This is a genomic window from Kitasatospora sp. NPDC018058 (assembly GCF_044327205.1).
Lineage (GTDB): Bacteria > Actinomycetota > Actinomycetes > Streptomycetales > Streptomycetaceae > Kitasatospora.
Map to the genome: position 1 here is coordinate 120,788 of NZ_JBIRFA010000002.1, position 23,321 is coordinate 144,108.

Sequence of the window (23,321 nt, forward strand, 5' to 3'; positions counted from 1 at the left end):
CACCCCCTCTCTCCCTGTTCCGGAAAGGAACAACCATGCTCCGCACTCTCCGTTCCCGTACGCGCTGTGTCGCTCTCGCCACTGCCTGCGTGGCGCTGTCCGCCGGCGCGGCCCTCGCCGCACCGGCGACGGCCAGCGCCACGCCGGCGAACATCACTGTCGCGTGTCAGGCCAACGGCCAGGTGCACTTCAATCCCGGTGTGACGGTGTTCCCGAGCGACCAGGACGTCACCTACCAGGGCCAGGACGGCCCGTGCAACGACTACAGCATGTACAACATTCGCAGTGCGACGTTCACCGCAAACTTCAACGGCGTCAGCCTCGGATGCCTGGAGAGCGGCAGCTCAGGCTTCAGCAGCGGCACCGGCTCGATCGACTGGACGGACAGGTCCGGCAACACGGGGCGCAGCACCCTCAGCCTGCAAATCGACGGCTCCTCCCTCAACGTCGGACATCTGTCGGGCTACGTGCGCGACGGCTACTTCGTGGGCCACAGCTTCAGCGCCACGGTCGAGACCAGCCTGCTCGGCGGTGCCGGAAAGTGCACCATCGGCGGCGGCTTGAAGGACGCCAGCTTCACCGGCGACTTCAGCATCATCTGACCCATGGCCAGGCGTCGGCTCGCTGGAGAGCGAGTCGCCGGCCGGTCGTGTTCTGATCGCGTCCGCCGGAAGCAGCCGCGCCCAAGGGCGCTATCGGCGGCCCCTTGCCAGGAGCAAGGGGCCGCCGATACGAGCCGCTAGGCGTTGGTGATCAGGTGGTCGAACTCGCCGGCCTTGGCGCCCCGGAGGAAGGAGGCGAATTTGAGGGAGGTCGTACGAACGATGACGTCACCCTCGTCGGACTCGCGGAGTTCGATCACCTCATCGATCCCACGGACCTCAACGCATTCGGAGTTCGCAGCCGAGTAACTGGACTTCTGCCAGGTAGAGTTAGGCATGTTTGCTTTCCATATCCTTCTTGAGGGATTGAATAAACTCCCGGGACTCCTCCTCCGAGAGGGCCGCCGAGTCGATCCGGGCGAGCAGGGAACGAAACTGGGCGGTATGTGCCGGTGCGTCGTAGAGCACGCTGTCGAGGCCTGAATCCATCTGCGCTGTGTCGAGCTCAGAGATCGGTCCTTCAACGTACGTGAAGTTCTCGTGGTTGACCGGAAGCGTATCCACATCGAACAGCACGACCCGGATCGAGATGGTCGGCCGCCCGGAGTCTTCGATGAGGCTGCCGAGCTGCTCGGCTTGAACTTTGGGCCCACTGAACTGCATGCGCAGTGCCGCCTCATGGATGTACGCAGAGTACGGAATTTCGCCCGATCGGACCACGTTCTGCCGCTTCATACGAAAGGCGGCTCTCAGGTCTACCTCGTGCTGAGGGAGACGTGGGAATCCTCGGGCGAAGACCGCAGAAGCGTAAGCAGTGGTCTGGAGCAATCCGGGAATGAAGGCCATGGTGTAGGTCGAGAGTCCATGGGCACGACCTTCCATCTCGGCCATCTCCAGGAAGTGTTGCGAGAGCCGGCCTCGATACTCCTCCCACCAACCGCCCTTGTCACGATCCGTGATGATGTCCGCCAGGGCGTCGATCAGGGGTTCGTTGACGCACATGCACAGCGCAGCAATCGCGCGCAGGCGCTCGACGCTGATGCCGGTCTTCCCGCTCTCCATCTGCGTCACGTGGGCGGGGTTGATGCCCAGCGCGCGGGCGAGCTGGCTGCCGCCGAGGCCGGCTTGCTCCCGCATCCTGCGCAGCTCGGCACCCAGCCGCCGTTGGCGGAGAGTTGGGTTCGATCGAAGCGCCATGGCGTCCTCTCTGCAGGTCGTTGGACCAGTCTGCCTCACAGCCGACGCCACGTTAGAGGGAACTTCTCACGGTCCGCCACAAATCTGTGGCGGACCGCGCTATCGTCGTTCACAGCTCGATCCGACTGATCGTCAGTAATGCCTGTATCCATGGCAGTAGGCGCCTGCTGCCCCGGCACCGAAGAGCAGCCATGCGTGGCCTGGCTCACGGCGACGCATCCGTCGTCCTCCCTCCTCACACCACCGCCTCACGGAGGTTCCCGTGTGCACCCGTAACACCCCCTCGCTCACCCTCTCCAAGCAGGCCCTGCGCGCCGCCATGACCCGCAGCAACTGCGACCCCGAGACCATCTTCAACGCCGAACTCGCCCTCGCGGAGCTGATCGTCAACGCCTGGCGACACGGCGACACCACCGCCCCCGTCGTCTTCTTCTCCATCCTCGGCCACACGCTCCACGTCTCCGTCTCCGACGAGTCCGACGCGATCCCCCACCAGCGCACGCCCGCCGGCCTCGCCGAGACCGGCCGGGGCCTCCAGCTCGTCGAGGGCCTCACCCACCGCTGGGGCGTCGACCCCCAGAAGCGGGGCAAGAGCGTCTGGTACGAGCTGGACCTCGCCTCGTGAGCCGCGACCCCATCGCCCCCGACGACCCCCGGATGCGCGACTACACCAGACCCCAGATCACCGCCCTTCTGGGCGAGTTGCACCGCCGGGGCATCCCGCACGGACTCCTCTGGGGCTCCGCCGCCGCCCCCGAAACCACCCTCGACGGCCGCATCCTGGTCGACTTCGGCAACGCCCCCGTGAGCACTCTGCTCAACCTCCTCCACCTGCTCCGCGACCTGGAGCGGAACGAGGCGTGGACCCCGTGAGGTTCTTTGTCGGCGCCGCCCTCGTCGCCCTCCTGGCCCTCGCGCTCGCCACCGTCGCCCTCGGGGTGATCGCGACCCTGAAGGTGCCGCGCCCGAACGACAGCGACGAGCGCAGCTGAACACGCGGAGGCCCTCGCCCAAGAAGGGCGAGGGCCTCGCGGGCGTCCGACGGCTCCGGGTTAGCCGCTGGACGAGTTCCGGTTTCCGCCGCCGAAGCCGCCGGCAGCGGCCCCCTCGACGAGCTGGCTCGCGTTGTAGCCGCCGTTGGCGTCCGGCGTCCCCACGACAGTCACGCTCTGGCCGGGCTGGAGGTCGGCGACCTTGCCCTCCTTGTTGAGCTGGACCTTGGTCGAGTCTGCCGTCGTCACCTTGATGGTGTTGCCGTTGGCGTCCGTCAGGTACACGGTGCTGCCGTCCACGGCCTTGACGGTGCCCCGCGCAAAGCCCGGCTGCCCGCCCTGGCCCTGCCCCTGCCCGCCCTGGCCCTGGCCACCCTGGCCCTGGCCACCCTGGCCGCTACGGCGCCCACCGCCCTGCCCGCCGTAGCCGCCCGCCGCAGGGGCACCCGCAGCCGCAGCCCGAGGGGAGGAGGACTTCCCGCTCGGCGCCTGCCCCTGCTGGTACCAGACCCCACCCGCGAACGCGCCCGTGGCGATCACGCCACCCGCCAGCACAAGGCTCAGCCAAGGCAGCTTCCGACGCGGCGGAGCGGCCAGCTCACCGCTGACGTCCCGCGCGTCCGGCGGCGTGGCGAGGAGCGCAACCTGATCGGCCTGATTCATCGAAAAACTGCTCCTACTCGTGCCGAAGGGCGTCGATCGGCCGCAGCGAGGCGGCCCGGTTGGCGGGGTAGCTGCCGAAGAACAGCCCGATGGCGACGGCGATGCCGAACGCGCCGAGCACCGACTCGGGGATCACCACCGGCTTGATGCCGACGATGCTGAAGTGCGAGCCGGCGATCCCCGCCGCCACGCCCAGCCCCGCGCCGATCACCGACAGCAGCGTCGACTCGGTCAGGAACTGCCCCAGGATGACCGCGCGCGGCGCCCCGAGGGCCTTCCGGATGCCGATCTCCCGGGTCCTTTCCGTCACCGTCACCAGCATGATGTTGGTGATCCCGATCCCGCCGACCAGCAGCGAGATCGCCGCCACCGCACCCAGCAGCACGGTGAAGGTCTTCGTCGTGCTCTCCCGCGCGGTGAGCAACGACGCCTGGTTGGTGATCCGGAAGTCGGCCTTGGTCGGATCGGTGATCGCGTGGGTCCCGAGCAGCACCCGGGTGATCTCGGCCTGCGCCTCGGACGTCGTATCGGCGGAGGAGGCCTGCACCAGGATCTGGTTGACCGGCCCGAACCCGGTGAACGCGTTCTGCACGGTCGGCAGCGGCGCGATCACCACGTCATCGGGGTCGGTGAAGCCGCTGCCGCCCTTGGCCTGGAGCACGCCCACCACGGTGAACGGCGTGCCACCCAGGACGATCTTCTTCCCGACCGGGTCCTCGGTGTCGAACAGCTGCTTGGCCGTCGTGGCCCCGAGCACCGCGACCTTGCGCGACCCCAGAACGTCGTCATCGGTGAAGTACTCACCCTGTGCGACCTTCTGGTTGGAGGTCTCGAAGTACGCGGGGTACGTGCCGACGATCGACCCGGGGCTGTACGAGATGTTCCCGTACAGCGCCGTCCCGCTCGTCGTGACCACCGGTGCGACGGACTTGATCGCCGAGGAGTCGCCGTCACTCGCCAGCGCCTTGGCGTCGGCGACCGTCAGCTTCTTCACCGACGACGTGGCCCGCGAGCCGCCGAACGCCGAACCCGCGCTGACCGTCAGCGAGTTGGTCCCGAGCGAGGTGATCGAGTCCTTCACCGCCTGGGACGAGCCGTTGCCGACCGCCAGCAGCAGGATGACCGAGGCGACACCGATCAGCACCCCCAGCATGGTGAGCGCCGAGCGCACCTTGTTGGCGGCCAGGCCGCCGACCGCGAAGCGGAGCGTCTGCCAGAGGATCACGCCATCACCTCCGCCGAGGACAGGGCGGGCGGCGGCCCGTCGACGGGTGCCTGCCGGACGTCGCTCACGATCTGCCCGTCGACCAGCCGCAGCACCCGCTTGGCGTGCTGGGCGACCTCGTCCTCGTGGGTGATCAGCACGACCGTACGGCCGGTGGCGTTGAGCCCGTCGATCAGGGCCAGCACCTCCTCCGTCGAGCGGCTGTCCAGGTTGCCGGTGGGCTCGTCGGCGAGCAGCAGCGCCGGGGCCGTGACCAGGGCGCGCGCCACCGCGACGCGCTGCTGTTGGCCGCCGGAGAGCTGGTTGGGCTTGTGCCCGGCGCGCTCGCCCAGCCCGACCAGGGACAGCGCGGCCATCGCCCGGCGGCGCCGCTCGGTGGCGCGCACGCCCGCGTAGGCGAGCGGCAGCTCGACCTGGGCGAGGGCGGTGGTGCGGGGCACCAGGTTGAAGGACTGGAAGACGAAGCCGATCTTGCGGTTGCGGACCAGCGAGAGCTGCTGCTCGTCCAGGTGTCCCACGTCGATGCCGTCCAGCAGGTAGCGGCCGGCGGTCGGGACGTCCAGGCAGCCGAGGATGTTCATCAGGGTGGACTTGCCGGAGCCCGAACTGCCCATCACCGCGACGTAGTCACCCTGCTCGATGTCCAGGCTGACGCCCATCGGGCCGCCGGTCGCCGGGTCGTCCGGGCCGCGCAGGGCGTGCACGGTGGCGTCGCCGTGCCCGTACGACTTGGTGAGCCGGCTGATCCGGATCACCGGTACGGGATGCGCGGGGACGCGCTTGTCGATGACGTGACGCATGCTCAGCCCTTGCCGCCCCGGCCGCCGCCACCACCGGCGCCGCCACCACCCGGGATGCCGACGGCGCCACCGGAGCCACCCCGGCCGCCGGCCCCGCCGCCGAGGCCCGGGAAGGACGCGTTCGGGAAGCCGTTGCTGCCGCTGGTGGTCGGGAGTTCGACCTTGTCGCCCTCCTTCAGACCGGAGACGACCTGCACGGTGCTGTCGCCCTCGACGCCGACGCCGACGGTGACCCGCTCGGTGCTGCCGTCCTCGTGCACCACGGTTGCGGTCCGCGAGGATCCGGTGCCCGACAGGGCGGAGGTGGGCAGCGACAGCGCGTTGTCCGCCTCGCCGGTGATCACCTGGACGGTCGCGCTGAGGCCGGTGCGCAGGGTGCTGGTGTCGCCGCTGAGCTGCAGCGTGGCCGCGTACTGGACGGCGGACGAGCCCGCCGCGCCGCCGGATGAACCACTGCTCGGCAGTGAACTGACCGACAGGACGGTTGCGTTGAGCTTGGTGTCGGACTGGGCGTTCAGGGTGACGGAGGCCGCCTCGCCCTTCTTCAGCTTGAGCGAGTCCAGCTCGGAGAAGTTGGCGGTGACCTGCATCCCGGTCGGGTTGGTCAGCACGATGAAACCGCTGGGGGATGCGGAACTCGCGCTCGTGCCGGTCGACTTGGCGCCGGAGGAGGACGAGGACCCGGAGCCGGCGGCCCCGACGGTGTCGCCGACCTTCGCCGAGATCGAGGCGACCGTCCCGTTCATCGTCGCGGTCAGGGTGGTGCCGGCCAGCGCCGCCTGGGCGTTGGTGAGGTTGGTCTGCGCGGTGGCGACCTGCTGCTGGGCCTGGGCGACGGCCGCGTCGTCGACCTTGGTGGTGGTGATGGTGGTGGTCTGCGGGGCGGGCAAACTGCTCCCGCCCGCCCCGCGACCGCCGCCACTGCCACCGCCCGGAGCCGCAGCCGAGGGAGCCGGCGACGGAACCGAGGACGGGGGCAGCGGCTCGGTGGTCGTCGTGGTGACCCCGGCCTGCGCCTTGGTGAGGTTGGCGTTGGCCGTGGTGAGGGCCGCCTGGGCGGCGTCCACCTGCTGCTGGGCCGCCGTGGTGTCGACGGTCGCCAGCACCTGCCCCTTCTTCACGGTGTCCCCCACCGCGACCTTGACGGCCGTGAGCCGCCCGCCGGTGGTGAAGTCCTGGGCCGCGTCGGTCGGCGAGACCAGGGTGCCGGTTCCGGACACAGTGGCCAGGACCGTCCCCTTGCCGACGGTCGCGGTACGGGTGACGGGCTTGGCCGCAGCCGTACCGCCGCTGCCGTTGACCGTGGCGTACACCAGGGCGGCACCGCCCAGCAGGGCCACGCCGAGCGCGGAGTTGACGAGGACGGCACCTCGCCGCCGTGGGAGCACCTTCATGGCGGACAGCTTCGCCGGACGCTCTTGCGGAGCCCTGGGCACGGGCTGGGAGAAGACTGACCGGCCGGATCCGGGCATTGCGGACAGATCACCCGCCCCGCACGGACACCTTGCCCCGCGCGTGGCCATCCGTTGGCCGAACTCCCAGCGCCCTCCCAGCGATCCCCAGCCATCCGGGAGAACGCCCCCGGATCGCACCCCGGAAACGCCGACGGAGTGGAAAGTCGACCGGCCCGACTTCCCACTCCGCGCACGCCGCCCGTCCGGCGGCTACTTGGCCGGCTTGGTGAGGCCCACCTGGGTGATGTCGGTGATCTCCCCGAAACCGTCCAGCACCACGTCGTACGTGTTGCGGTCGAAGCAGGGGCCGGTGTCGGCGGCCGAGGTGTGGTTGAGGCAGAAGTCGGTGTGCGCCGCGAACTGCGCGAGCGTGACCCGATGGGTGCCGTAGTTGAGGTCGGCCAGCTTGGCGGTCGCTCCGGGCGCGAAGCTGTAGGACTTCTCCTCGCCCGCGTCGATCCAGCCGCCCTCGGGCTTGCCGCAGAGGTACTTGGTCTCCTTGGCGTAGACCGTGGTCGCGGTGGCCGCCTTGGAAAGGTTCAGCATCTTGTGCGTGCCCGGGACCACCGGGGGCGTGCAGTTCGGGTCGTTGGCCGGCGTACCCGTCGCACCACCGGTCGGTTTCGCAGCGCCAGTCGCGCCGCCGGTGGGCGCCGCGGTCGCGGTGGTCGCGCCGGTGGGAACGGCCGGCCGGGCGCTGGTCGCGCTCGGCGTCGGCGTCGGGTCGTTGTCCGGGCCGCAGGCGGCCAGGGGCAGGCTCGCCGCGGCAACGACGACGGCCAGGAGGGTGCGACGAGAGGACACGGTCGATACTTGGAGGACTCGGCGGAACGGGGCGGGGAGGACGGCCGGGGGCCGCACTGTCACCGGCCGGTGATCTCGGTGATCGTGGCGATCTTGCCCGCGGCGTCCACCGTGATGTCGTACGTGGTCCCCGTGTCGCAGGGCGACGTCGGGTCATTGGTCTTGTTCACGCAGTGGTTGGTGTGGTCGGCCAGCTGCGCCAGCGAGATCGCCTTCGGCCCGTTCATGACCGTGACCAGAGTCGCCTTGGCCCCGGCGGCGAAGCTGTAGGTCCTGTCCTCGCCCTTCGGCCACCAGCCCTGGTCGGGCATGGTGCAGGCGTACTCGCCGTCCTTGGCCACGACCGTGGTCTCCGTGGTGGGCTTGGACACGACGATGACCTTGTGTCCGGCCGGGATCGGCTTCATCTCGCCAGGCTTGCAGTCCGGCCCGGCCTGGTTCGGTCCGGCGGCGGCCCCGCTCGGCTTCGCGGTACCGGTGGCCGTGCCGCCGGTGGCCGTGCCGCCGGTCGGCTTGCCGGTGGGCACCACCGCGGTCGTGGTCGCGGTAGGCGCGGGAGCGGTCGCGGTCGGCGCGGGCGACGGGTCGTTCTCCGGCCCGCAGGCGGACAGGGTGAGCGCGACGGCGGCGGCCGCGACGGCCAGAAGGGTGGTGCGAGAGGTCAAGATGGTTCCCCCGTGTAAGGGCAGTCGGGCGACTGCCTGCTGACGGTCGGACAGACTAGCGACCGGCGCACGGCTGGAAACACTTTGATGATCTTCTGATGCCGGACCCGCACGGAGTCGGGACAGAACGCCGCAGGGGCGCACCCCGTGGAGTGCGCCCCTGCGAACCGGAGAACCGGAACCCGGAGGACTCAGCCGTTGATCTCCTTGCGGAAGGCCTCCGCCACCGACAGGAAGATCGAGTTGCCCTCGGCCTCCCCGATCGACACCCGCACGCCCTCCGGGAACGGCCGGACGATCACGCCGGCCTCGGCGCAGGCCGCGGCGAAGTCCGCCGAGCGCTCGCCGAGCCAGAGCCAGACGAAGTTGGCCTGCGAGTCCGGGATCTCCCAGCCCTGGGCGCGCAGCCCGGCCACCACCCGGTTGCGCTCCTCGACCAGCGCCTCCACCCGCTCCAGCAGCGCCTGCTCCGAGCGCAGCGAGGCGACGGCGGCGTCCTGGGCGAGCTGGCTGACGCCGAACGGGACAGCGGTCTTGCGCAGCGCGTTCGCCACCGGCTCGTGCGCGATCGCGAAGCCGACCCGCAGGCCCGCCAGGCCGTACGCCTTGGAGAAGGTGCGCAGCACGCAGACGTTCGGGCGGTCGCGGTAGAGGTCGATGCCGTTGGGCACCTCGGGGTCGCGGATGAACTCGATGTACGCCTCGTCGACGACCACCAGGACGTCGCTCGGCACGGCGTCGATGAAGCGCTCCAGCTCGGCGCGGTGGATCACGTTGCCGGTGGGGTTGTTGGGGTTGCAGACGAAGATCAGCCGGGTGTTCGGCGTGATCGCGGCCAGCATCGCGTCCAGGTCGTGGTCGCCGCCCGCGGTGAGCGGCACCGGGACGGGCGTGGCACCGGCGACCTGGGTGATGATCGGGTAGGCCTCGAAGGAGCGCCAGGCGAACATCACCTCGTCGCCCGGGCCGGCCGTGGCCAGGATCAGCGACTGGGCGACGCCGACCGAGCCGGTGCCGGTGGCGATGTGCTCGGCCGGGACGCCGAAGCGCGCGGCCAGCTCCGCGGTGAGCTCACTGACGCCCATGTCGGGGTAGCGGTTGAACGAGCCGGCCGCCGCGACGGCCGCCTCCAGCACACCCGGAAGCGGGCTGCTGGGGTTCTCGTTCGAGGACAGCTTGTAGGCGTCGGCGCCGGCCGGCTTGCCGGGCTTGTAGGTCGGGATGCCGTCCAGGGTCGGCCGCAGGCGCGGGCCCTGCGCTGACGTACCACTGCTCACGGTCGTACTCCTTCGTGTCTCTCCGGTCCGCCCGCCGTGCCACGGTCGGGATCACCGCCGGGCCCCGGGTTCTCGGAACGCGCCCGGACCACCCCGGTCGGGTGCCTTGCACGATACCGACCGGCCCTCACCCGTAGGAGTGAGATGCCCGGACGGGTTACAGGCGCAGATCAGCCATTCTGCCCGGTTCCTACGGCACATGTCAGAGGTAAGACGGCTGATTTCGGGCGGGTATCGAAGGGGCGCACCCCGGCTCACTCGCGGAGAAACGTATCTCCAAAGGCTCCCGATGCGCCGGTCACAGACCCTTGTCAGGAGCCATACGATCGGTCCGCCATGACAGCAGCAGCCAACCAGAGCGGTCGGCGTCCCACCACCTCACGGCGTCTGGAGCGGGCCGGCATCCGGGATGTGGCAGCAGCCGCCGGAGTGTCGATCACCACCGTCTCCGACGCGCTGAACGGAAAGGGCCGCCTGCCCGACGAGACCCGCAGCCGGGTGCGCGAGGTCGCCGAGCGCCTCGGCTACCGCCCCTCGGCGGCCGCCCGCACCCTGCGCACCGGACGGTCCGGCCTGATCGGGCTGACCGTCACGACCTACGGCGAAGAGCCCTTCACCTTCACCGAGTTCGCCTACTTCGCCGAGATGGCCCGGGCCGCCACCAGCGCCGCCCTGGGCCGCGGCTACGCGCTGGTGGTGCTGCCCGCTTCCTCCCGGCACGACGTCTGGGGCAACATCGCCCTGGACGGCACCGTGGTGATCGATCCGCCCGACCAGGACCCGCTGGTCAGCGAGCTGTACCGGTCCGGCGTCCCGGTGGTCAGTGACGGCAAGCCCGGCAACTGCCCGGTCACCGCCTGGGTCGACAACGACCACGAGGCCGCCGTGCTGGGCATCCTGGACCACCTCTCCGAGGCCGGCGCCCGCCGGATCGGCCTGCTCACCGGCACCAGCACCGACACCTACACCCGGCTCTCCACCGAGGCCTACCTCGGCTGGTGCGCCAAGGTCGGCCAGGAGCCGGTGTACGAGGCCTACCCGGCGCACGACCCGGCGGCCGGCGCGGTCGCCGCCGACCGGCTGCTCGCCCGCCCGGACCGGCCGGACGCCGTCTACGGACTGTTCGACCCCAACGGCACCGACCTGCTCGCCGCCGCCCGCCGTTACGGCCTGCGGGTGCCGGACGACCTGCTGCTGGTCTGCTGCAGCGAGAGCGACGTCTACGCGGCCACCGAGCCGCCGATCACGACACTCTCGCTCAAGCCCCGCAAGATCGGCACCACCGTGGTCAACCTGCTCATCGACGCCATCGAAGGCGTCGACTCCGGGACGGGCGTGGACATCGCCCGGCTCTTCCCACCGCGCTTCCGCACCGCCGGGACCGGCCCGCCACCGGGCACCCTGATGCCCACCGAGCTGATCGTCCGCGCCTCCTCCCAGCGGCGGAGTCCGCGCACCACCGTCAGCCCGCCCCGGCCCCCGGGCGAGGTCTAGCCCCTGCCCCGAGTAAAGGTCCAGACCTTGCTCGAACCGGGCCGATACCCTGTCGAGGCGCTGACGAGACCATACCGAGCCGGGACAAAACGGACCCTGCGGGACCGCCCGGCTGACGCTCCGGAGGATTGGATACCCACCAGGTGACGACGGCGGGAGAGTGGTCTTCCTATGATGGGCGAATGACACCCGAGGACCGCTTCCCCGGACCTGAGCACCCCCACTCAGGCCCCCGCCACCAGCCGGACCTCGATGTGCTGCCGTACGGCACCTACTACGAACCGGAGCCCTCGGCGGGCTACCAGGGCGCGCCGTACGACGCGGAGACCTACAGCGGCTACGGCGGCGCGCGGTACCTGGAGCAGCACTGGGCGGACGGCCAGGGACACGGCCACACCGTGCACGCCCAGGGGCTCAGCACCGACCAAGCCCCGGTCTTCCCGCACCAGGGACAGAGCGAGTACGACGGCGTCGACGCCTACGAGGACCAGAGCGGCTACGAGGCGCAGGGCGGCTACGAGGACCAGAGCGGTTACGAGGACCAGAGCGGCTACGACGACCGCGCCGGCTACGAGCCCACCCTCCCCGACCAGCCCTCCCCCGCCCTCCAGCTCCCCGGCCGCGACGACCCGCCGACCATCGAACTCGGCCCGCCGCTGCCCGACCCCTCCGCGCCGACCTACCCGTACCCGGCCCCCGGCCCCGACGAGCCGCCGGGCCCGGTCTACGTCGTCGGCGACGTGCACGGCTACCTGGAGGAACTGCGCGCCGAGCTGCGCCACCAGGGTCTGATCGACGCCGACGGCCACTGGTCGGCCGGCCGGGCCCGGATCTGGTTCCTGGGCGACTTCACCGACCGCGGCCCGGACGGCATCGGCGTCATCGACCTGGTCATGCAACTCGCCGCCGAGGCCGCCGCGGCCGGCGGCTACTGCCGCGCCCTGATGGGCAATCACGAACTGCTCTTCCTCGGCGCCGCCAAGTACGGCGACGAGCCCGTCCAGTCCACCGCGGGCACCGCCTCCTTCCTCGCCGCCTGGCGGCTCAACGGCGGCCAGCAGACCGACCTGGACCGGCTGGAGGCGCACCACATCAGCTGGCTCTCCCGACTGCCCGCCGTCGCGCTGGAGGACGGGCACCTGCTGCTGCACTCCGACACCACCGCCTACCTGGAGTACGGCGAGTCCATCCCCGACGTCAACGACGCGGTGCACAGCCTGCTCTCCGACGGCAGCGTGGACGAGTGGTGGGACTGCTTCCGCCGCTTCACCAAGCGCTTCGCCTTCCGCGGCGACGCCGGACCGATGGCCGTCCACGAGCTGCTCGACACCTACGGCGGCACCCGGATCGTGCACGGGCACAGCCCGATCCCGTACCTCACCGGCGCGGTGCACGCCGACGACGGGCAGCCGCCGCACATCCCCGGGCCGTACGTGTACGCGGACGACCTGGCGGTGGCGATGGACGGCGGGGTCACCATGGAAGGGCGGCTGCTGGTCGCCCGGCTGCCGATCTGACCGTCCGACCATCCGTCAACCAACCTTTAACGCCGAACAGTTGTTCCCGGCGCCCGGGCCGCCGAACGCGCGCGGCCCGGGGCGCGAAATTCCGGAAACCGACTGTCAGCACAGCCGCACCCGCCCCTACCATGAGGCACACCACACCCGGCCGCCCGTCCGGCGGCCAGCCTCCGCGCCCGTTTCGGCGTCCTGAGGATCCCCGCGTCCTCGATGCGCGTCCTTCCTCGATGCCGATCGGGGTCCGCATGAACGGGGTCCCCATGTCCAACCCCCCGCCGCTGCTCGCCGATGACCGCCCGGAATACGAGCGCCTCCTCGACGAAGCCCTGCGCGACCGCACCGTTCTCACCGCCCTGCGCGCCCCCGGCGCGCTCACCGCCGACCAGCTGCGCATCCGCGCGCTGCGCGACGCCGACGGCATCAACGCCGCGGCCGCCACCGAGTACGCCCACTACACCGCACTGCGCGAGAGCCTGCGCAGCACGCCCCCGCCGCCGCCCGGCACCGAGCCCTACGCCCCCGGCCTGCTCAGCCAGCTGCGCTCCGCCAACGGCGGCGCCGGGCTGTTCCCCGTCCTCACCGTGCTCACCCCGATCCTCGCCTGGACCGCCGCGCTGATCCTGCTGCTGATCGGCTACCTGCTGCGCGCCGCCGACTCCGGGCTCACCCTCGCCCGCTCCCTGGTCACCGCCGGCTGGGTGGCGCTCGCCGCCGGGGTCGCCGCGATGGCCGTCGGCATCATCGGGCTGCTCCTCACCGCCATACGCGACGGCGCCGCCGCCGTCCCGCCCGGCACCGACCGGGAGCTGGCCGCCGAACTCGCCGCCGCCCGCGGCGAATGGCGCACCGCCCTGCGCGAGCACGGGCTGCTGCCCTACCTGCACACCCACCTGCCCGCCGTCCCCGGCCGCCCCGCCCCCGGCTTCAGCAGCCCCGACTTCACCAGCCCCGGCTACACCCCGCCCGCCTTCACCAGCCCCGGCCCGGACGGCCCCACCGGCCCCGAGGGACACACCCCCCGGCCCGCCGCCTTCACCCCGCCCGACTTCACCGGGCCCGGCTACAGCCCGCCGTCCTTCACCGGACCGGACGACGTGGGCTGAGCCCGCCCGGACGGGCCCCCGCTCCCCGCATCCGTGTGCCCCACAACCGTGACAGCTCTGGCGGAGTCAACCACCGCCGACGCCACCGCCTTCCCCGTCACCGGCATCCTCCCCGCCCGGGAAACCGGGCGCACCCCGAGACCGCTCGACGGGTCGGGCTCAGAAGCCGGTCGGCAGCCGGGGCGTGTACGGCGTCTCCAGCGCCGTCACCTCCGCCCCGGTCAACCGGACGTCCAACGCGGCCACCGCGTCGTCGAGGTGGCCCGGGCGGGTGGCGCCGACGATCGGGGCGGTGACCACCGGATTGCCCAGCACCCAGGCCAGCGCGACCCGCGCCATCGGCACCCCGCGGGCCTCGGCGACGGACTGCACGGCGTCCACGATCGGCCGGTCGACGTCCGCGAAGAACCGCCCGGCCACCTGGTCCCCGGCCGAGCGGGCCGTCGACTGCCCGTACGGGCGGGCCAGCCGGCCCGAGGCCAGCGGGCACCACACCAGGCTGCCCACCCCCTGGTCGGCGAGCAGCGGGAACATCTCCCGCTCCTCCTCGCGCTGCACCAGGCTGTACTGGTGCTGCATCGACACGAAGGCCGGGCCGCCGTCCCGGGCCGCGGCGTGCCGCAGCTCCGCGAACCGCCACGCCCACATCGAGGACGCCCCGACGTACCGGACCTTCCCGGCCGCCACCACCTCGCGCAGCGCCGCCACGGTCTCCTCGACCGGGGTCGCCGGGTCGAAGCGGTGCAGCTGGAAGAGGTCCAGGTGGTCGGTGCCGAGCCGGGTCAGCGAACCGTCGACCTGCTCCAGGACCGCCCGCCGGGACAGCCCCGAGCCGCCCGGTCCGTCGTGCATCGGCAGGCCCGCCTTGGTCGCCAGGACGACGTCCTCGCGCCGGGTGTACCGCCGCACCGCGCGGCCCACCAGTTTCTCGGAGGCGCCGCCGCCGTACACATTGGCGGTGTCCCAGAAGGTGATGCCGAGCTCCACCGCCCGCCGGAAGACCGGCGCGGCCGCCTCCTCGTCCAGCGCCCAGGGGTTGTGCCCGCGGCCGCTGCCGCCGAAGCCCATGCAGCCGAGCGCGATCCGACTGACTTCCAGCTCGGTACCGCCGAGCTTCACGTACTCCATCGTCGCCCCCGTCTCAGGCCGGGTACGGGGCGGCGGCCCGGGCGTCCTTCAACGCGCCCGCCCACCAGGACAGTTGATCGAGCATGGCCTTGGCGTAGCCGGCCGCCTGCGGGTCGTCCGGGCGGCCGTCCGACCAGGCGGTGAAGTAGTTCGGGAAGGCCAGGCCGTCCCGAATGGTCACCGCGTGCAGCTCGGTCAGCACGTTCTCCAGGTGCAGCACCGCGTGCCGGCCACCGGCCGCTCCGCCGTAGCTCACGAAGGCGACCGGCTTGGCCGTCCACTGGGTGAAGTGCCAGTCGATGGCGGCCTTCAGCGAGGCGGGGTAGCTGTGGTTGTACTCGGGGGTGACGATCAGGACGGCGTCCGCGCTCTCCAGGGCTCCGGTCAGCTTCGCCATCCCGGCCGGGCGGGGGTAGTCGGCGCCCGCGAACTTCGGTGAGGCCGCGGGCAGGGCCAGCGGTACGTCCACCTCTGCCAGATCGACCACCTCGACCTCGAACTCGCCGTGCGCGGCGGCCTGTTCGGCCACCCACGCGGACACCACCGGGCCGAACCGGCCCTCCCTGACACTGCCGACCAGGACGACCAACTTGTGCGTGTTCTTCTCCATGGCCACCACTCTCGGCCAACCCGGCAGGCGCAGCCAGACCGTGCCCAGGCTGGCCCCCGCAGGGCCACCCTCCGCACCGCACCCGCCCGTACGATCGTCACATGGGCACACCACTGGGGGACTTCATCCGCGCCAAGCGCGACAGCATCCAGCCCGAGACGCTCGGCCTGGCCGACCACGGCCGCCGCCGCTCACCCGGACTGCGCCGCGCCGACCTCGCGATCCGTGCGGGCATCAGCGTCGAGTACCTCACCCGGATGGAACAGGGCCGCGACCGCAACCCCTCCACCGCCGTGGTCAACGCCCTCGCCGACGCCCTCAGCCTCGACCCCGCCGAGCGCACCCACCTGCGCTACTTCGCGAAGATCACCGGCGGCGCGTGCCCCAACCACGTCCGCCCGGCCCCGCCCTCCCGCGAGGTCCGCCCCACCGTCCGCGACACCCTCCGGCTGCTCGAACCGGGCATCGCCGCCGTCACCAACCGCCTCGGCGACATCCTCGCCCACACGCCCGGCTACGCCACCGTCCTCGGCGCCGCCGGCCTCCTCGACCACCCCTCCCCCAACCTCACCCGCTACGTCTTCACCGACCCCCGCGCCCGCGCCCTCTTCACCGACTGGGGCGACATCGCCGACGAACAGGCCTTCGACCTCTGGCTCGGCCCCTCCGCCGAGAGCTCCGAGTGGCTCAGCACCGAACTCGCCCCCGTCGCCGGCCCCGAGTTCACCCGCCGCCTGGGCAACCAGCTCGTCCCCCGCCGCGGCCCGTTGCGCCTCCAGCACCCGACCGGCCCCGAGCTCCGGCTCCAGCGCGAGATCCTGGAGTTCCCCGCCGACGCCCAACAGCTCCTGGTCCTCCTCCCCGCCGACCCCGAAACCGCCGCCCACCTCGACCGGTTGACCCGGCCGGCCCCGATCCGCCTGCGCGCGATCTCCTGACGCCCGAACCGGGATCCCCCACCAGGGGAAGCCGGTTCACCCCGGCTGCGGACGCCCCGCTACCCGGCGGCCGCCACCTCGGCCGCGGCCCGGACGAACTCGCGGACGCGCCCGGTGGTGTTGCCCGGCCGCCAGACCAGGCCGCGTTCGATCGGCGGGGCGTCGTGGATCGGGACGTAGGCGAGGTCGGGGCGCGGGTAGTACTGGCGGCAGTGCTCGCCGACCGGGAGGACGCCCCGGCCCATGGCGACCAGGCTGAGCATCTCGGAGAAGGTCCCGCCGGACGGGCCCTCGGGGACGGGACGGCCGGACGGGGTGCGGTCAGGGGTGCGGTCGCGCTTGAACCCGATCGAGGTCACGGCCGGGTACTGCACCACCGGGTGGTCCGCGAGCACTTCGAGCGACACCGAGGCCTCGGCGGCCAGCGGGTGCCCGACCGGGACCGCCAGGGCGCGCCGCTCGGTGAGCAGGATCGGGCCGAGGGCCATGCCGTCGAAGGGGTAGGAGGCGACCAGGACGTCGATCGAACCGTCCTCCAGGCTGGAGCGGGAGTTGGAGAGCTGGACCTCCCGTACGTCCACCCGGCACTCGGGGTGCCGCTCGCCGAACAGCGCGACCGCCTTCAGCAGCACCGGCGCCGTCCACTCCCCGAGGAACGCGACCCGCAGCTCGCCGGTCACCCCCCGGCTGGCGTCCACGGCCCGGCGCAGCGCCTCCTCCAACGCGGCCACCACCGGGGCGAGATCCTCGGCCAACTGCCGCCCGACCGCGGTGACTCGGACGGACCGGCTGGTGCGCTCGAACAGCTGCCCGCCGATCCGGCGCTCCAGCGTCTTGACCACCTGGCTGACCCGCCCGGTGGTGAGGCGCAGCCGCTCGGCGGTCCGTCCGAAGTGCAGTTCCTCGGTCAGCGCGAGGAAGACCTCGATCTCCAGCCGCTCCAGCATGCCGCCACCCGCCCCATCGTTGAACCGAAATCGTTTAATCCGACTCAACGATCGTACGGGGATCCGGCATTGATGATCACGCCCGCCCGGAGGATCGTTGAACCCGTCCGCAGCGAACCCAGCACACCGGAGCCGATCACCATGCGCGTCGTCGCCCTCGACCACCTGGTCCTCAACGTCGCCGACATCGAGCGGTCCCTCGCCTTCTACTCCGGCCTCCTCGGCCTGGAGCCGGTGCGGGTCGACGAGTGGCGGGCGGGCAAGGTCTCGTTCCCGTCCGTCCGGGTCAGCCCCGAGACGATCATCGACCTGTTCCAGCGCCCCCGGCACGAGTCCAACGTCGACCACATCTGCCTCACCGTGGAGCCCCTCGACTGGCAGGAGGTCGTCGACTCGGGCGTCTTCACCGTCCTCGACGGCCCCGGCCCCCGCTACGGCGCCCGCGGCACCGCCACCTCCCTCTACGTCCAGGACCCGGACGGCAACACCGTCGAACTCCGCTGGTACCCCCAGGAAGCCACCGACTGAAAAGCCGCCCACCGACAGGGGTGCTGTCCCGGACTCACGGGGGAGGACCGGGACAGCACCCCTGTCGGTGGGGCCGGTCCGCCGGCGGCAGGTGGACCCGGCCGCCCCGGGCCTCGGACACGGCCGGGGTCTCCGGTACGGCGCCGGGGGTCAGTGCTGGGCGGCGAGGTGCTCGACCAGGAGGTCGAAGCTGGAGTTGAGGCCCGCTTCGGCCTCCGGGCCGCGGAGCATCGCCGGCACGTCGGTCTGGTGCAGCACCACCCTCGTGCGGCTGTCGCCGAGGTCGGTGAAGGTGAGGGTGGAGCGCATGCCCGTGCCCTCCACCGCCATCGCGAAGAACTCGCCGGGCCGGATGTCGGTGATCTCGGCCTTCAGCGGGTACCGGTCACCGGTGGCATCGATGACCATGGTGCTGTCGTAGCGCCCGCCGACCTTCGGCTCGATGGTCACGGTCTCCAGCGGAACATGGGTGCCGACCGGGCCCCAGAAGCGGACGAACTGCTCGGGGTCGATGTACGCCTGGAACGCCGCGGCCGGGGTGCCCGGCAGCTCGCGGGTGATGGTCAGCTCGCCCAGGTTCTCGGTCATCTCGGGGTCTCCTCCGTGGTCGCGTCGTCGCTTTCACAGAGGTAGACCGGGACCGCGTGAAGAACTCATCGCCGTTCGCCGGGGTTTCTTCGACGAGTTTCCCAGGGCCTGCCGAGTGGGCACCGCATTCCTCCGACGGTCGTCGGTCGCACATCACGTCCGGTGGGGCCGTCCCCCGGCGCGGCGTAGCGTGAGACGTGGCCGACCAGGGCCCGTCGGCCGAGCGCGCCGGTCGTTCCGCAGGCCCGGAGGGGACCCACGGCAGGAGCGGCGCAATGAGCAAACAGACGGTTGAAGAGTTGACGGGCCGGGTGCACGGTGCGGTGGTCACCGCCGGCGACGAGGAATACGACGAGGCCCGCAGGGTCTACAACGCCATGATCGACCGCAAACCGGCCGTGGTCGTGCGGTGCGCCAACGCGGGCGATGTCATGGCCGTGGTGGACTTCGCCCGGGAGAACCTGCTCGACCTGGCGGTCCGCGGCGGGTCGCACAGCGCCCCGGGGTACGGGACCTGCGACGACGGCATCGTGGCCGATCTCGGCGGGATGCGCGGTGTCCGGGTGGACCCGGAACGGCGGACGGCCCGGGTCGAGGGCGGGGCCACCCTGGCGGACCTCAATGCGGCGACCTACCCCTTCGGCCTGGCCGTCACCGGCGGGGTCATCTCCACCACCGGGGTCGGCGGGCTCACCCTCGGCGGCGGCTTCGGGTACCTGGCCCGCAGCCTGGGCCTGACCTGCGACAACCTGCTCTCCGCCGACCTGGTGACGGCCGACGGCCGGTTCCTGGTCGTCGACGAGCAGAGCCACCCCGACCTGTTCTGGGCGCTGCGCGGCGGGGGCGGCAACTTCGGCGTGGTGACCTCCTTCGAGTACCGACTCTCCCCGGTCAAGGACGTCCATGCCGGGCTGATCCTCTACGAGCTGGAGCACACGGCCGGGATCATGCGGTTCTACCGCGATGCCATCATGGACGCCCCCGAGGAGCTGAGCGTCTTCCCCGGCTTCCAGATCGCACCCCCGCTGCCGTTCATCCCGGCGGACCGGCACGGCGACACCTTCGCGATCATGGTCGTCTGCTGGAGCGGCGCGATGGAGGAGGCCGAGCGGGCTGTGCGGCCGTACCGCGAGGTGGCGCCTGTGGTCGCCGAGATGGTCGGCCCGATGCCGTACCCGGCACTTGTGGGCATGTTCGACGCGCTGCTGCCGCCCGGCCTGCACCAGTACTGGAAGGGCGCGTTCTCCACCGAGCTCACCGACGGGGCGATCGCCGCACACGTCGAGCACGGTCCGCGGGTGCCGACGGTCAATTCGGCCTGCCACGTCTATCCGCTCAACGGCGCCGTCCACCGGGTTGCCCGTGATGGCACGGCCTTCTCCTACCGCGACGCCAACTTCGCCACCGTGATCGTCGGGGCCTGGCCCGACCCGGCCGACTCCGAGGCCAACATCGCATGGGTGCGCGACTACTACGCGGCCCTCGAACCGCACTCCGCTGCCGGTGGCTACGTCAACTTCGTGAGTGCCGACGACCAGCACCGGGTGACCGCCGACTACCGCGACAACTACGCCCGCCTGGTCGCCGTCAAGCAGACCTACGACCCCGGCAACCTCTTCCACGTCAACCACAACATCCGGCCTCAGATCACGAGCGCGGCCGGATGACGACGGCTGCCGAGACGGCGAAGCGCCGACCCGGAGCGTGGAGCACGGGGTCGGCGTTTTCGGCGGTCAGTCCGCCAGCGGGAGGTGGACCCGGCTGCCCTGGGCCTTGAACTCCTCGGACATGGCCTGCATGCCGGCCTCGGCGTCGACGTCGAACTCGCTGGAGACCGGCGTCGAACCGTCGCCGTGCTCGTCGCGGAGCTTCTGGGAGATCTTCATCGAGCAGAACCTGAGCAAAACCGCCATGAGCCGAACAGCTGTCAAGGGCAGATCAACTGAACGGTCGGGAAGTAGCTGCGGTAGCGCGTGGCATCCCGAGTGAGCAGGCGGTAGTTCCGGACAGCCGCATGCGCGCCTATGTAGAAGTCCGGAAGCGGAGCGGTTTTCTGACCTCCACGCTTGCGGTACTGCAGGAAGGCCTTGCCGGCCAGGAACCCGGCCTCGTACGGAAGCGGCTCTCGGGCGAAGGCCTCAGCGGGGAGGACCGCGTCGAGTTCCTCGATCGCCGCATAGGCCACTGAGACCTCGGCGTAGACGATCGGGTTGATCACCACCTGTCCCTCGTCTTGGGCCTTGGCGAGCTCGACTTCGGACCAGTCGGCCCAGGTGGGGTCGTTCGTCATGAGGTCCAGCAGCACGCACGAGTCGACCAGGGTCCCCGGCTGAGTCCGCTCCTGTTCCACAAGCCTCAACCGGCTACTCGCCACGCAACAGCTCCATGATCTCGTCGGTCGACATGCCGCCCGCGGCGGTTCCTCTCATCCGCCGCGCCAGTCGCTGGCCCCGAGTACCCGTCCCGATCCGGCGCACTATCCGCAGAATGCCGTCCTCCTCGATCACGTCCACCTCGTCCCCGGGGTGGAGACCGCACTTCTGCCGAAGTTCTGCAGGGATCGTGACCTGACCTTTGCTGTTGAGTCGCATCTCAGGGCTCCTTGGTATCCCGTATTACCCCTACTACGTAATACTACCGCGACAACGAAGCGCCGCCCCGAGAAGCGGAAGCTCTCGGGGCGGCGCTCAGGTGTCAGGTGTCCTGCGTCAGTCGGCGAGCGGGAGGTAGACCCGGTTGCCCTGGGCCTTGAACTCCTCGGACATGGCCTGCATGCCGGCCTCGGCGTCGGCGTCGAACTCGCTGGAGACCGCCGTCGAACCGTCGCCGTGCTCGTCGCGGATCTTCTGGGAGATCTTCATCGAGCAGAAGGTCAACAAAGGCGCCACCGCACAGGGCTGTGTCAGTCAGGGGTGGATCGAGGCGAAGACCTCGATCTCACACTTCGCGGCACCGCTGCGCTTGATCCTCGCATCGCTGGTGATCAGTGGTACGCCCAGGGCTTCCGCCAGGGCGACGTACTGGGAGTCGTAAGCGCTGAGGTTGGCGTGCAACTTCCTCACCCGGTCCCAGAAGGGCAGCGTCTCCCGTTTGGCAATGGGAAGCAGCCGGTATGCGGCGACCGCCCTCTCCACTTCCTTCTCGGTCAGCTTGCCGCCACGCTGCATGCCGAGGAGGGCTGACTGGATCTCGTAGTCGAGGAGGGTAGGAGCGTAGACGTCACCAGCCTCGGCTAGGCGGTTGCGGATGAGCTCCCCGTCGGAACCGTGGGCCGTGAGAACCAGGACGAGGGCAGAGCAGTCAATGACGATCAACGCCCGGCTCGCCCTTCATCGATGGCAGCGAGAACGTCGGCGGCGCTGACGTTGGCAGTGGTTTCCCGGTTCAGCCTTTCCATCATCTCCGCCATTGTGGGCTTGGAGGCCTCCCTGGCGATCAGGTCCTGCATGAACGCCTGCAGCGACTTTCCGGCCTGAGCTGCGCGGACCTTCAGGGTCTGGATCTGGTCGTCCGGGACGTCCCGGATCGTGAGGGCAGTCATGCCTGCATTCTAGCTCCACTATCTGCAAAATGCAGATAGTGGAGTGCGTCCGGAGCGGGAACGACGAAGCGCCGCCCCGAGAAGCGAAGCTCTCGGGGCGGCGCTCAGGTGCCAGGCTCCTGCGTCAGTCGGCGAGCGGGAGGTAGACCCGGTTGCCCTGGGCCGCGAACTCCTCGGACTTGGCCTGCATACCGGCCAGCGCCTCGGCGTCGAACTCGCTGGAGACCGCCGTCGAACCGTCGCCGTGCTCGTCCCGAATCTTTTGACTGATCTTCATCGAGGAGGACTTCAGCCTGAAACCACCACATTCAGTCCCGAAGAACCTCGGACGCTTCACGTCAGTCGAAGGTCAGTCGGCTGCCCCAGGCCGCGCTGCCGCCACTGCGCCAGACAGCCAGTCCTGCGTACGTGAAGACACAGCTGAGCCCTACCCCCCAGTCGTCGCCGTCGTCGTAGCGGAGGGAGCGGTCCGCGAAGGCGGTTCGGAGGTCTTCGAGCGGTATCACCGTGAAGGCCTCGCCCACCTCCACGGGGAAGTGGCGAACCTCGATCCAGCCCTCGCGCACGTACGGGAGCAGGGGAGCGAGCTGGCGATCGACCCACTCGGAGAGCTCCACGCCGGTAAGGTCGATCGGCAGATCCTCCCAGATGCCGAACGGCCCGGTGAGCATGCCGCTGGCCTCGGCGGCGCAGACCAGAACCCTCTGTTGCTCCCGGGTGAGCTCGTCCCAGCCGGGCAGGCCGCTACCGACCACAACCGGAAGCGCGCTCGCGTGCCACGACTCGCGCGCGGACTCGGTGGCGTGCAGGTCGAACATCGTTGCCGCCTTCGGGCTCCAGAGCCAGTTGGCCGGCTCGGCAAGGACCTCCCGTAGCGACGGGCCGGTCACGACGGGATCGGTCGGGGCAGCACCGAGACCCTGCCGTGTCCGGACAGTGAGCAGGCCGCGCTCGACAAGGTCCAGAGCAACCGCAGCCAACTGCGGTACCAGAGCGCACTGTTCTTCCCGGGTGTAGCTCCGCAGCGGCGGAGCGCCCTTCGCCCCGGCCCAACGGAGATCAATTCCGTACTGCTGGATCGTCCCGGTCAGGCAGGACTGCCACAGACCACAGCGCATCAGCGTCTGCTCGGCCAGGCTCAAGGCGTTCCAAGGCTTCACGGCACGGATCATCCCAGGCACGGCCCTGCGTCACCGAGCGCATTTCCGCGCAGCAATGGCCACTGTGCCGGACCGGCACCAGACC

Annotated in this window: 31 protein-coding genes; 10 read left to right on the plus strand and 21 right to left on the minus strand. The window is 70.8% G+C overall.

Annotated features, from left to right (window positions below):
• Nucleotides 1-89: 89 nt before the first annotated feature.
• On the plus strand, nucleotides 90-602 hold the full coding sequence (locus tag ACH4E7_RS03095) for a hypothetical protein (protein WP_396247261.1): 513 nt from the start codon (nucleotides 90-92) through the stop codon (nucleotides 600-602).
• Nucleotides 603-739: 137 nt separating this feature from the next.
• Here the strand turns inward: ACH4E7_RS03095 and ACH4E7_RS03100 are convergent, their stop codons facing one another.
• Nucleotides 740-940, minus strand: a complete 201-nt coding sequence (locus tag ACH4E7_RS03100; protein WP_396247262.1) for a DUF397 domain-containing protein — start codon at nucleotides 938-940, stop codon at nucleotides 740-742.
• Nucleotides 933-1,799, minus strand: coding sequence for a helix-turn-helix domain-containing protein (locus tag ACH4E7_RS03105; RefSeq protein ID WP_396247263.1), 867 nt, complete (start codon nucleotides 1,797-1,799; stop codon nucleotides 933-935). Before ACH4E7_RS03105 ends, ACH4E7_RS03100 begins: the two co-directional genes overlap by 8 nt.
• A 262-nt stretch (nucleotides 1,800-2,061) precedes the next feature.
• On the opposite strand from ACH4E7_RS03105, the gene ACH4E7_RS03110 reads away from it, so the two are divergent.
• The 3 genes from ACH4E7_RS03110 to ACH4E7_RS03120 are packed head-to-tail and all read left to right on the plus strand — an operon-like array spanning nucleotide 2,062 to nucleotide 2,791.
• A complete protein-coding gene (locus tag ACH4E7_RS03110) occupies nucleotides 2,062-2,424 on the plus strand; it encodes an ATP-binding protein (RefSeq protein ID WP_396247264.1) in 363 nt (120 codons plus the stop codon).
• The gene (locus ACH4E7_RS03115) at nucleotides 2,421-2,672 is read left to right on the plus strand and encodes a hypothetical protein (RefSeq protein WP_396247265.1); all 252 of its coding nucleotides are present in this window, start codon (nucleotides 2,421-2,423) and stop codon (nucleotides 2,670-2,672) included. The genes ACH4E7_RS03110 and ACH4E7_RS03115 overlap by 4 nt, the downstream gene beginning before the upstream one ends.
• On the plus strand, nucleotides 2,669-2,791 hold the full coding sequence (locus tag ACH4E7_RS03120) for a hypothetical protein (RefSeq protein ID WP_396247266.1): 123 nt from the start codon (nucleotides 2,669-2,671) through the stop codon (nucleotides 2,789-2,791). The genes ACH4E7_RS03115 and ACH4E7_RS03120 overlap by 4 nt, the downstream gene beginning before the upstream one ends.
• A gap of 60 nt (nucleotides 2,792-2,851) precedes the next feature.
• Here ACH4E7_RS03120 and ACH4E7_RS03125 read toward each other — a convergent pair whose 3' ends face one another.
• From ACH4E7_RS03125 to hisC, 7 genes are all read right to left on the minus strand, one after another.
• Nucleotides 2,852-3,454 carry a hypothetical protein gene (locus ACH4E7_RS03125; protein WP_396247267.1) on the minus strand — a complete coding sequence of 201 codons (603 nt, stop codon included), beginning with the start codon at nucleotides 3,452-3,454 and terminating at the stop codon, nucleotides 2,852-2,854.
• A gap of 13 nt (nucleotides 3,455-3,467) precedes the next feature.
• On the minus strand, nucleotides 3,468-4,679 hold the full coding sequence (locus tag ACH4E7_RS03130; protein ID WP_396247268.1) for an ABC transporter permease: 1,212 nt from the start codon (nucleotides 4,677-4,679) through the stop codon (nucleotides 3,468-3,470).
• Complete coding sequence (locus tag ACH4E7_RS03135) at nucleotides 4,676-5,479, minus strand: ABC transporter ATP-binding protein (protein WP_396247269.1); 804 nt, start codon at nucleotides 5,477-5,479, stop codon at nucleotides 4,676-4,678. The genes ACH4E7_RS03130 and ACH4E7_RS03135 overlap by 4 nt, the downstream gene beginning before the upstream one ends.
• 2 nt (nucleotides 5,480-5,481) lie before the next feature.
• The gene (locus ACH4E7_RS03140; protein WP_396247270.1) at nucleotides 5,482-6,873 is read right to left on the minus strand and encodes an efflux RND transporter periplasmic adaptor subunit; all 1,392 of its coding nucleotides are present in this window, start codon (nucleotides 6,871-6,873) and stop codon (nucleotides 5,482-5,484) included.
• Between the two features lie 270 nt (nucleotides 6,874-7,143).
• Entirely contained in the window at nucleotides 7,144-7,737 is a 594-nt protein-coding gene (locus ACH4E7_RS03145; protein WP_396247271.1) for a hypothetical protein, read from the minus strand.
• A 59-nt stretch (nucleotides 7,738-7,796) separates the two neighbouring features.
• Complete coding sequence (locus tag ACH4E7_RS03150) at nucleotides 7,797-8,402, minus strand: hypothetical protein (protein WP_396247272.1); 606 nt, start codon at nucleotides 8,400-8,402, stop codon at nucleotides 7,797-7,799.
• Between the two features lie 191 nt (nucleotides 8,403-8,593).
• Nucleotides 8,594-9,679 carry a histidinol-phosphate transaminase gene (gene hisC, locus ACH4E7_RS03155; protein ID WP_396247273.1) on the minus strand — a complete coding sequence of 362 codons (1,086 nt, stop codon included), beginning with the start codon at nucleotides 9,677-9,679 and terminating at the stop codon, nucleotides 8,594-8,596.
• 336 nt (nucleotides 9,680-10,015) lie between these two features.
• On the opposite strand from hisC, the gene ACH4E7_RS03160 reads away from it, so the two are divergent.
• The 3 genes from ACH4E7_RS03160 to ACH4E7_RS03170 all read left to right on the plus strand — a co-directional run bounded on the left by ACH4E7_RS03160 (nucleotide 10,016) and on the right by ACH4E7_RS03170 (nucleotide 13,796).
• Nucleotides 10,016-11,173 carry a LacI family DNA-binding transcriptional regulator gene (locus ACH4E7_RS03160; protein ID WP_355668971.1) on the plus strand — a complete coding sequence of 386 codons (1,158 nt, stop codon included), beginning with the start codon at nucleotides 10,016-10,018 and terminating at the stop codon, nucleotides 11,171-11,173.
• A gap of 398 nt (nucleotides 11,174-11,571) precedes the next feature.
• Nucleotides 11,572-12,690: a metallophosphoesterase gene (locus ACH4E7_RS03165; protein ID WP_396247563.1), complete on the plus strand. Its 1,119-nt coding sequence runs from the start codon at nucleotides 11,572-11,574 to the stop codon at nucleotides 12,688-12,690.
• Between the two features lie 263 nt (nucleotides 12,691-12,953).
• Complete coding sequence (locus tag ACH4E7_RS03170; RefSeq protein ID WP_396247274.1) at nucleotides 12,954-13,796, plus strand: hypothetical protein; 843 nt, start codon at nucleotides 12,954-12,956, stop codon at nucleotides 13,794-13,796.
• Nucleotides 13,797-13,955: 159 nt separating this feature from the next.
• Here ACH4E7_RS03170 and ACH4E7_RS03175 read toward each other — a convergent pair whose 3' ends face one another.
• Nucleotides 13,956-14,924, minus strand: a complete 969-nt coding sequence (locus ACH4E7_RS03175) for an aldo/keto reductase (RefSeq protein WP_396247275.1) — start codon at nucleotides 14,922-14,924, stop codon at nucleotides 13,956-13,958.
• 13 nt (nucleotides 14,925-14,937) lie between these two features.
• Nucleotides 14,938-15,534, minus strand: a complete 597-nt coding sequence (locus tag ACH4E7_RS03180; protein WP_396247276.1) for an NADPH-dependent FMN reductase — start codon at nucleotides 15,532-15,534, stop codon at nucleotides 14,938-14,940.
• Between the two features lie 101 nt (nucleotides 15,535-15,635).
• Here ACH4E7_RS03180 and ACH4E7_RS03185 point away from each other — a divergent pair, with 101 nt between their 5' ends.
• On the plus strand, nucleotides 15,636-16,472 hold the full coding sequence (locus ACH4E7_RS03185; protein ID WP_396247277.1) for a helix-turn-helix domain-containing protein: 837 nt from the start codon (nucleotides 15,636-15,638) through the stop codon (nucleotides 16,470-16,472).
• A gap of 59 nt (nucleotides 16,473-16,531) precedes the next feature.
• Here the strand turns inward: ACH4E7_RS03185 and ACH4E7_RS03190 are convergent, their stop codons facing one another.
• Entirely contained in the window at nucleotides 16,532-17,419 is an 888-nt protein-coding gene (locus ACH4E7_RS03190) for a LysR family transcriptional regulator (protein ID WP_396247278.1), read from the minus strand.
• A gap of 141 nt (nucleotides 17,420-17,560) precedes the next feature.
• Here ACH4E7_RS03190 and ACH4E7_RS03195 point away from each other — a divergent pair, with 141 nt between their 5' ends.
• Entirely contained in the window at nucleotides 17,561-17,947 is a 387-nt protein-coding gene (locus ACH4E7_RS03195) for a VOC family protein (RefSeq protein ID WP_396247564.1), read from the plus strand.
• Between the two features lie 150 nt (nucleotides 17,948-18,097).
• Here the strand turns inward: ACH4E7_RS03195 and ACH4E7_RS03200 are convergent, their stop codons facing one another.
• Nucleotides 18,098-18,535, minus strand: coding sequence for an SRPBCC domain-containing protein (locus tag ACH4E7_RS03200; protein WP_396247279.1), 438 nt, complete (start codon nucleotides 18,533-18,535; stop codon nucleotides 18,098-18,100).
• Between the two features lie 275 nt (nucleotides 18,536-18,810).
• Here ACH4E7_RS03200 and ACH4E7_RS03205 point away from each other — a divergent pair, with 275 nt between their 5' ends.
• Nucleotides 18,811-20,202, plus strand: a complete 1,392-nt coding sequence (locus ACH4E7_RS03205) for an FAD-binding oxidoreductase (RefSeq protein ID WP_396247280.1) — start codon at nucleotides 18,811-18,813, stop codon at nucleotides 20,200-20,202.
• 66 nt (nucleotides 20,203-20,268) lie between these two features.
• On the opposite strand, the gene ACH4E7_RS03210 is transcribed toward ACH4E7_RS03205, so the two are convergent.
• The 8 genes from ACH4E7_RS03210 to ACH4E7_RS03245 all read right to left on the minus strand — a co-directional run bounded on the left by ACH4E7_RS03210 (nucleotide 20,269) and on the right by ACH4E7_RS03245 (nucleotide 23,236).
• Complete coding sequence (locus tag ACH4E7_RS03210; protein WP_396247281.1) at nucleotides 20,269-20,421, minus strand: thiamine biosynthesis protein ThiC; 153 nt, start codon at nucleotides 20,419-20,421, stop codon at nucleotides 20,269-20,271.
• A gap of 41 nt (nucleotides 20,422-20,462) precedes the next feature.
• On the minus strand, nucleotides 20,463-20,909 hold the full coding sequence (locus tag ACH4E7_RS03215; protein ID WP_396247282.1) for a type II toxin-antitoxin system VapC family toxin: 447 nt from the start codon (nucleotides 20,907-20,909) through the stop codon (nucleotides 20,463-20,465).
• Nucleotides 20,899-21,126, minus strand: coding sequence for an AbrB/MazE/SpoVT family DNA-binding domain-containing protein (locus ACH4E7_RS03220; protein ID WP_396247283.1), 228 nt, complete (start codon nucleotides 21,124-21,126; stop codon nucleotides 20,899-20,901). Before ACH4E7_RS03220 ends, ACH4E7_RS03215 begins: the two co-directional genes overlap by 11 nt.
• Nucleotides 21,127-21,243: 117 nt before the next feature.
• Nucleotides 21,244-21,396, minus strand: coding sequence for a thiamine biosynthesis protein ThiC (locus ACH4E7_RS03225; protein ID WP_396247284.1), 153 nt, complete (start codon nucleotides 21,394-21,396; stop codon nucleotides 21,244-21,246).
• A gap of 45 nt (nucleotides 21,397-21,441) precedes the next feature.
• On the minus strand, nucleotides 21,442-21,849 hold the full coding sequence (locus ACH4E7_RS03230; RefSeq protein WP_360242984.1) for a type II toxin-antitoxin system VapC family toxin: 408 nt from the start codon (nucleotides 21,847-21,849) through the stop codon (nucleotides 21,442-21,444).
• Nucleotides 21,846-22,076: a FitA-like ribbon-helix-helix domain-containing protein gene (locus ACH4E7_RS03235; protein WP_392881443.1), complete on the minus strand. Its 231-nt coding sequence runs from the start codon at nucleotides 22,074-22,076 to the stop codon at nucleotides 21,846-21,848. The genes ACH4E7_RS03230 and ACH4E7_RS03235 overlap by 4 nt, the downstream gene beginning before the upstream one ends.
• 124 nt (nucleotides 22,077-22,200) lie before the next feature.
• A complete protein-coding gene (locus ACH4E7_RS03240) occupies nucleotides 22,201-22,353 on the minus strand; it encodes a thiamine biosynthesis protein ThiC (RefSeq protein ID WP_396247285.1) in 153 nt (50 codons plus the stop codon).
• 61 nt (nucleotides 22,354-22,414) lie between these two features.
• On the minus strand, nucleotides 22,415-23,236 hold the full coding sequence (locus tag ACH4E7_RS03245; RefSeq protein WP_396247286.1) for a hypothetical protein: 822 nt from the start codon (nucleotides 23,234-23,236) through the stop codon (nucleotides 22,415-22,417).
• Nucleotides 23,237-23,321: the final 85 nt, after the last annotated feature.

Excerpts from the sequence above, each read along its gene's own strand:
- ACH4E7_RS03100 (WP_396247262.1), bottom strand. The coding sequence starts at position 940 with ATGCCTAACTCTACCTGGCAGAAGTCCAGTTACTCGGCTGCGAACTCC.
- ACH4E7_RS03225 (WP_396247284.1), bottom strand. The coding sequence starts at position 21,396 with ATGAAGATCTCCCAGAAGATCCGCGACGAGCACGGCGACGGTTCGACG.
- ACH4E7_RS03175 (WP_396247275.1), bottom strand. The coding sequence starts at position 14,924 with ATGGAGTACGTGAAGCTCGGCGGTACCGAGCTGGAAGTCAGTCGGATC.
- ACH4E7_RS03195 (WP_396247564.1), top strand. The coding sequence starts at position 17,561 with ATGCGCGTCGTCGCCCTCGACCACCTGGTCCTCAACGTCGCCGACATC.
- ACH4E7_RS03190 (WP_396247278.1), bottom strand. The coding sequence starts at position 17,419 with ATGCTGGAGCGGCTGGAGATCGAGGTCTTCCTCGCGCTGACCGAGGAA.
- ACH4E7_RS03140 (WP_396247270.1), bottom strand. The coding sequence starts at position 6,873 with ATGAAGGTGCTCCCACGGCGGCGAGGTGCCGTCCTCGTCAACTCCGCG.
- ACH4E7_RS03160 (WP_355668971.1), top strand. The coding sequence starts at position 10,016 with ATGACAGCAGCAGCCAACCAGAGCGGTCGGCGTCCCACCACCTCACGG.
- ACH4E7_RS03205 (WP_396247280.1), top strand. The coding sequence starts at position 18,811 with ATGAGCAAACAGACGGTTGAAGAGTTGACGGGCCGGGTGCACGGTGCG.
- ACH4E7_RS03135 (WP_396247269.1), bottom strand. The coding sequence starts at position 5,479 with ATGCGTCACGTCATCGACAAGCGCGTCCCCGCGCATCCCGTACCGGTG.
- ACH4E7_RS03220 (WP_396247283.1), bottom strand. The coding sequence starts at position 21,126 with ATGCGACTCAACAGCAAAGGTCAGGTCACGATCCCTGCAGAACTTCGG.
- ACH4E7_RS03240 (WP_396247285.1), bottom strand. The coding sequence starts at position 22,353 with ATGAAGATCAGTCAAAAGATTCGGGACGAGCACGGCGACGGTTCGACG.
- ACH4E7_RS03105 (WP_396247263.1), bottom strand. The coding sequence starts at position 1,799 with ATGGCGCTTCGATCGAACCCAACTCTCCGCCAACGGCGGCTGGGTGCC.
- ACH4E7_RS03180 (WP_396247276.1), bottom strand. The coding sequence starts at position 15,534 with ATGGAGAAGAACACGCACAAGTTGGTCGTCCTGGTCGGCAGTGTCAGG.
- ACH4E7_RS03125 (WP_396247267.1), bottom strand. The coding sequence starts at position 3,454 with ATGAATCAGGCCGATCAGGTTGCGCTCCTCGCCACGCCGCCGGACGCG.
- ACH4E7_RS03185 (WP_396247277.1), top strand. The coding sequence starts at position 15,636 with ATGGGCACACCACTGGGGGACTTCATCCGCGCCAAGCGCGACAGCATC.
- ACH4E7_RS03235 (WP_392881443.1), bottom strand. The coding sequence starts at position 22,076 with ATGACTGCCCTCACGATCCGGGACGTCCCGGACGACCAGATCCAGACC.
- ACH4E7_RS03210 (WP_396247281.1), bottom strand. The coding sequence starts at position 20,421 with ATGAAGATCTCCCAGAAGCTCCGCGACGAGCACGGCGACGGTTCGACG.
- ACH4E7_RS03200 (WP_396247279.1), bottom strand. The coding sequence starts at position 18,535 with ATGACCGAGAACCTGGGCGAGCTGACCATCACCCGCGAGCTGCCGGGC.
- ACH4E7_RS03170 (WP_396247274.1), top strand. The coding sequence starts at position 12,954 with ATGTCCAACCCCCCGCCGCTGCTCGCCGATGACCGCCCGGAATACGAG.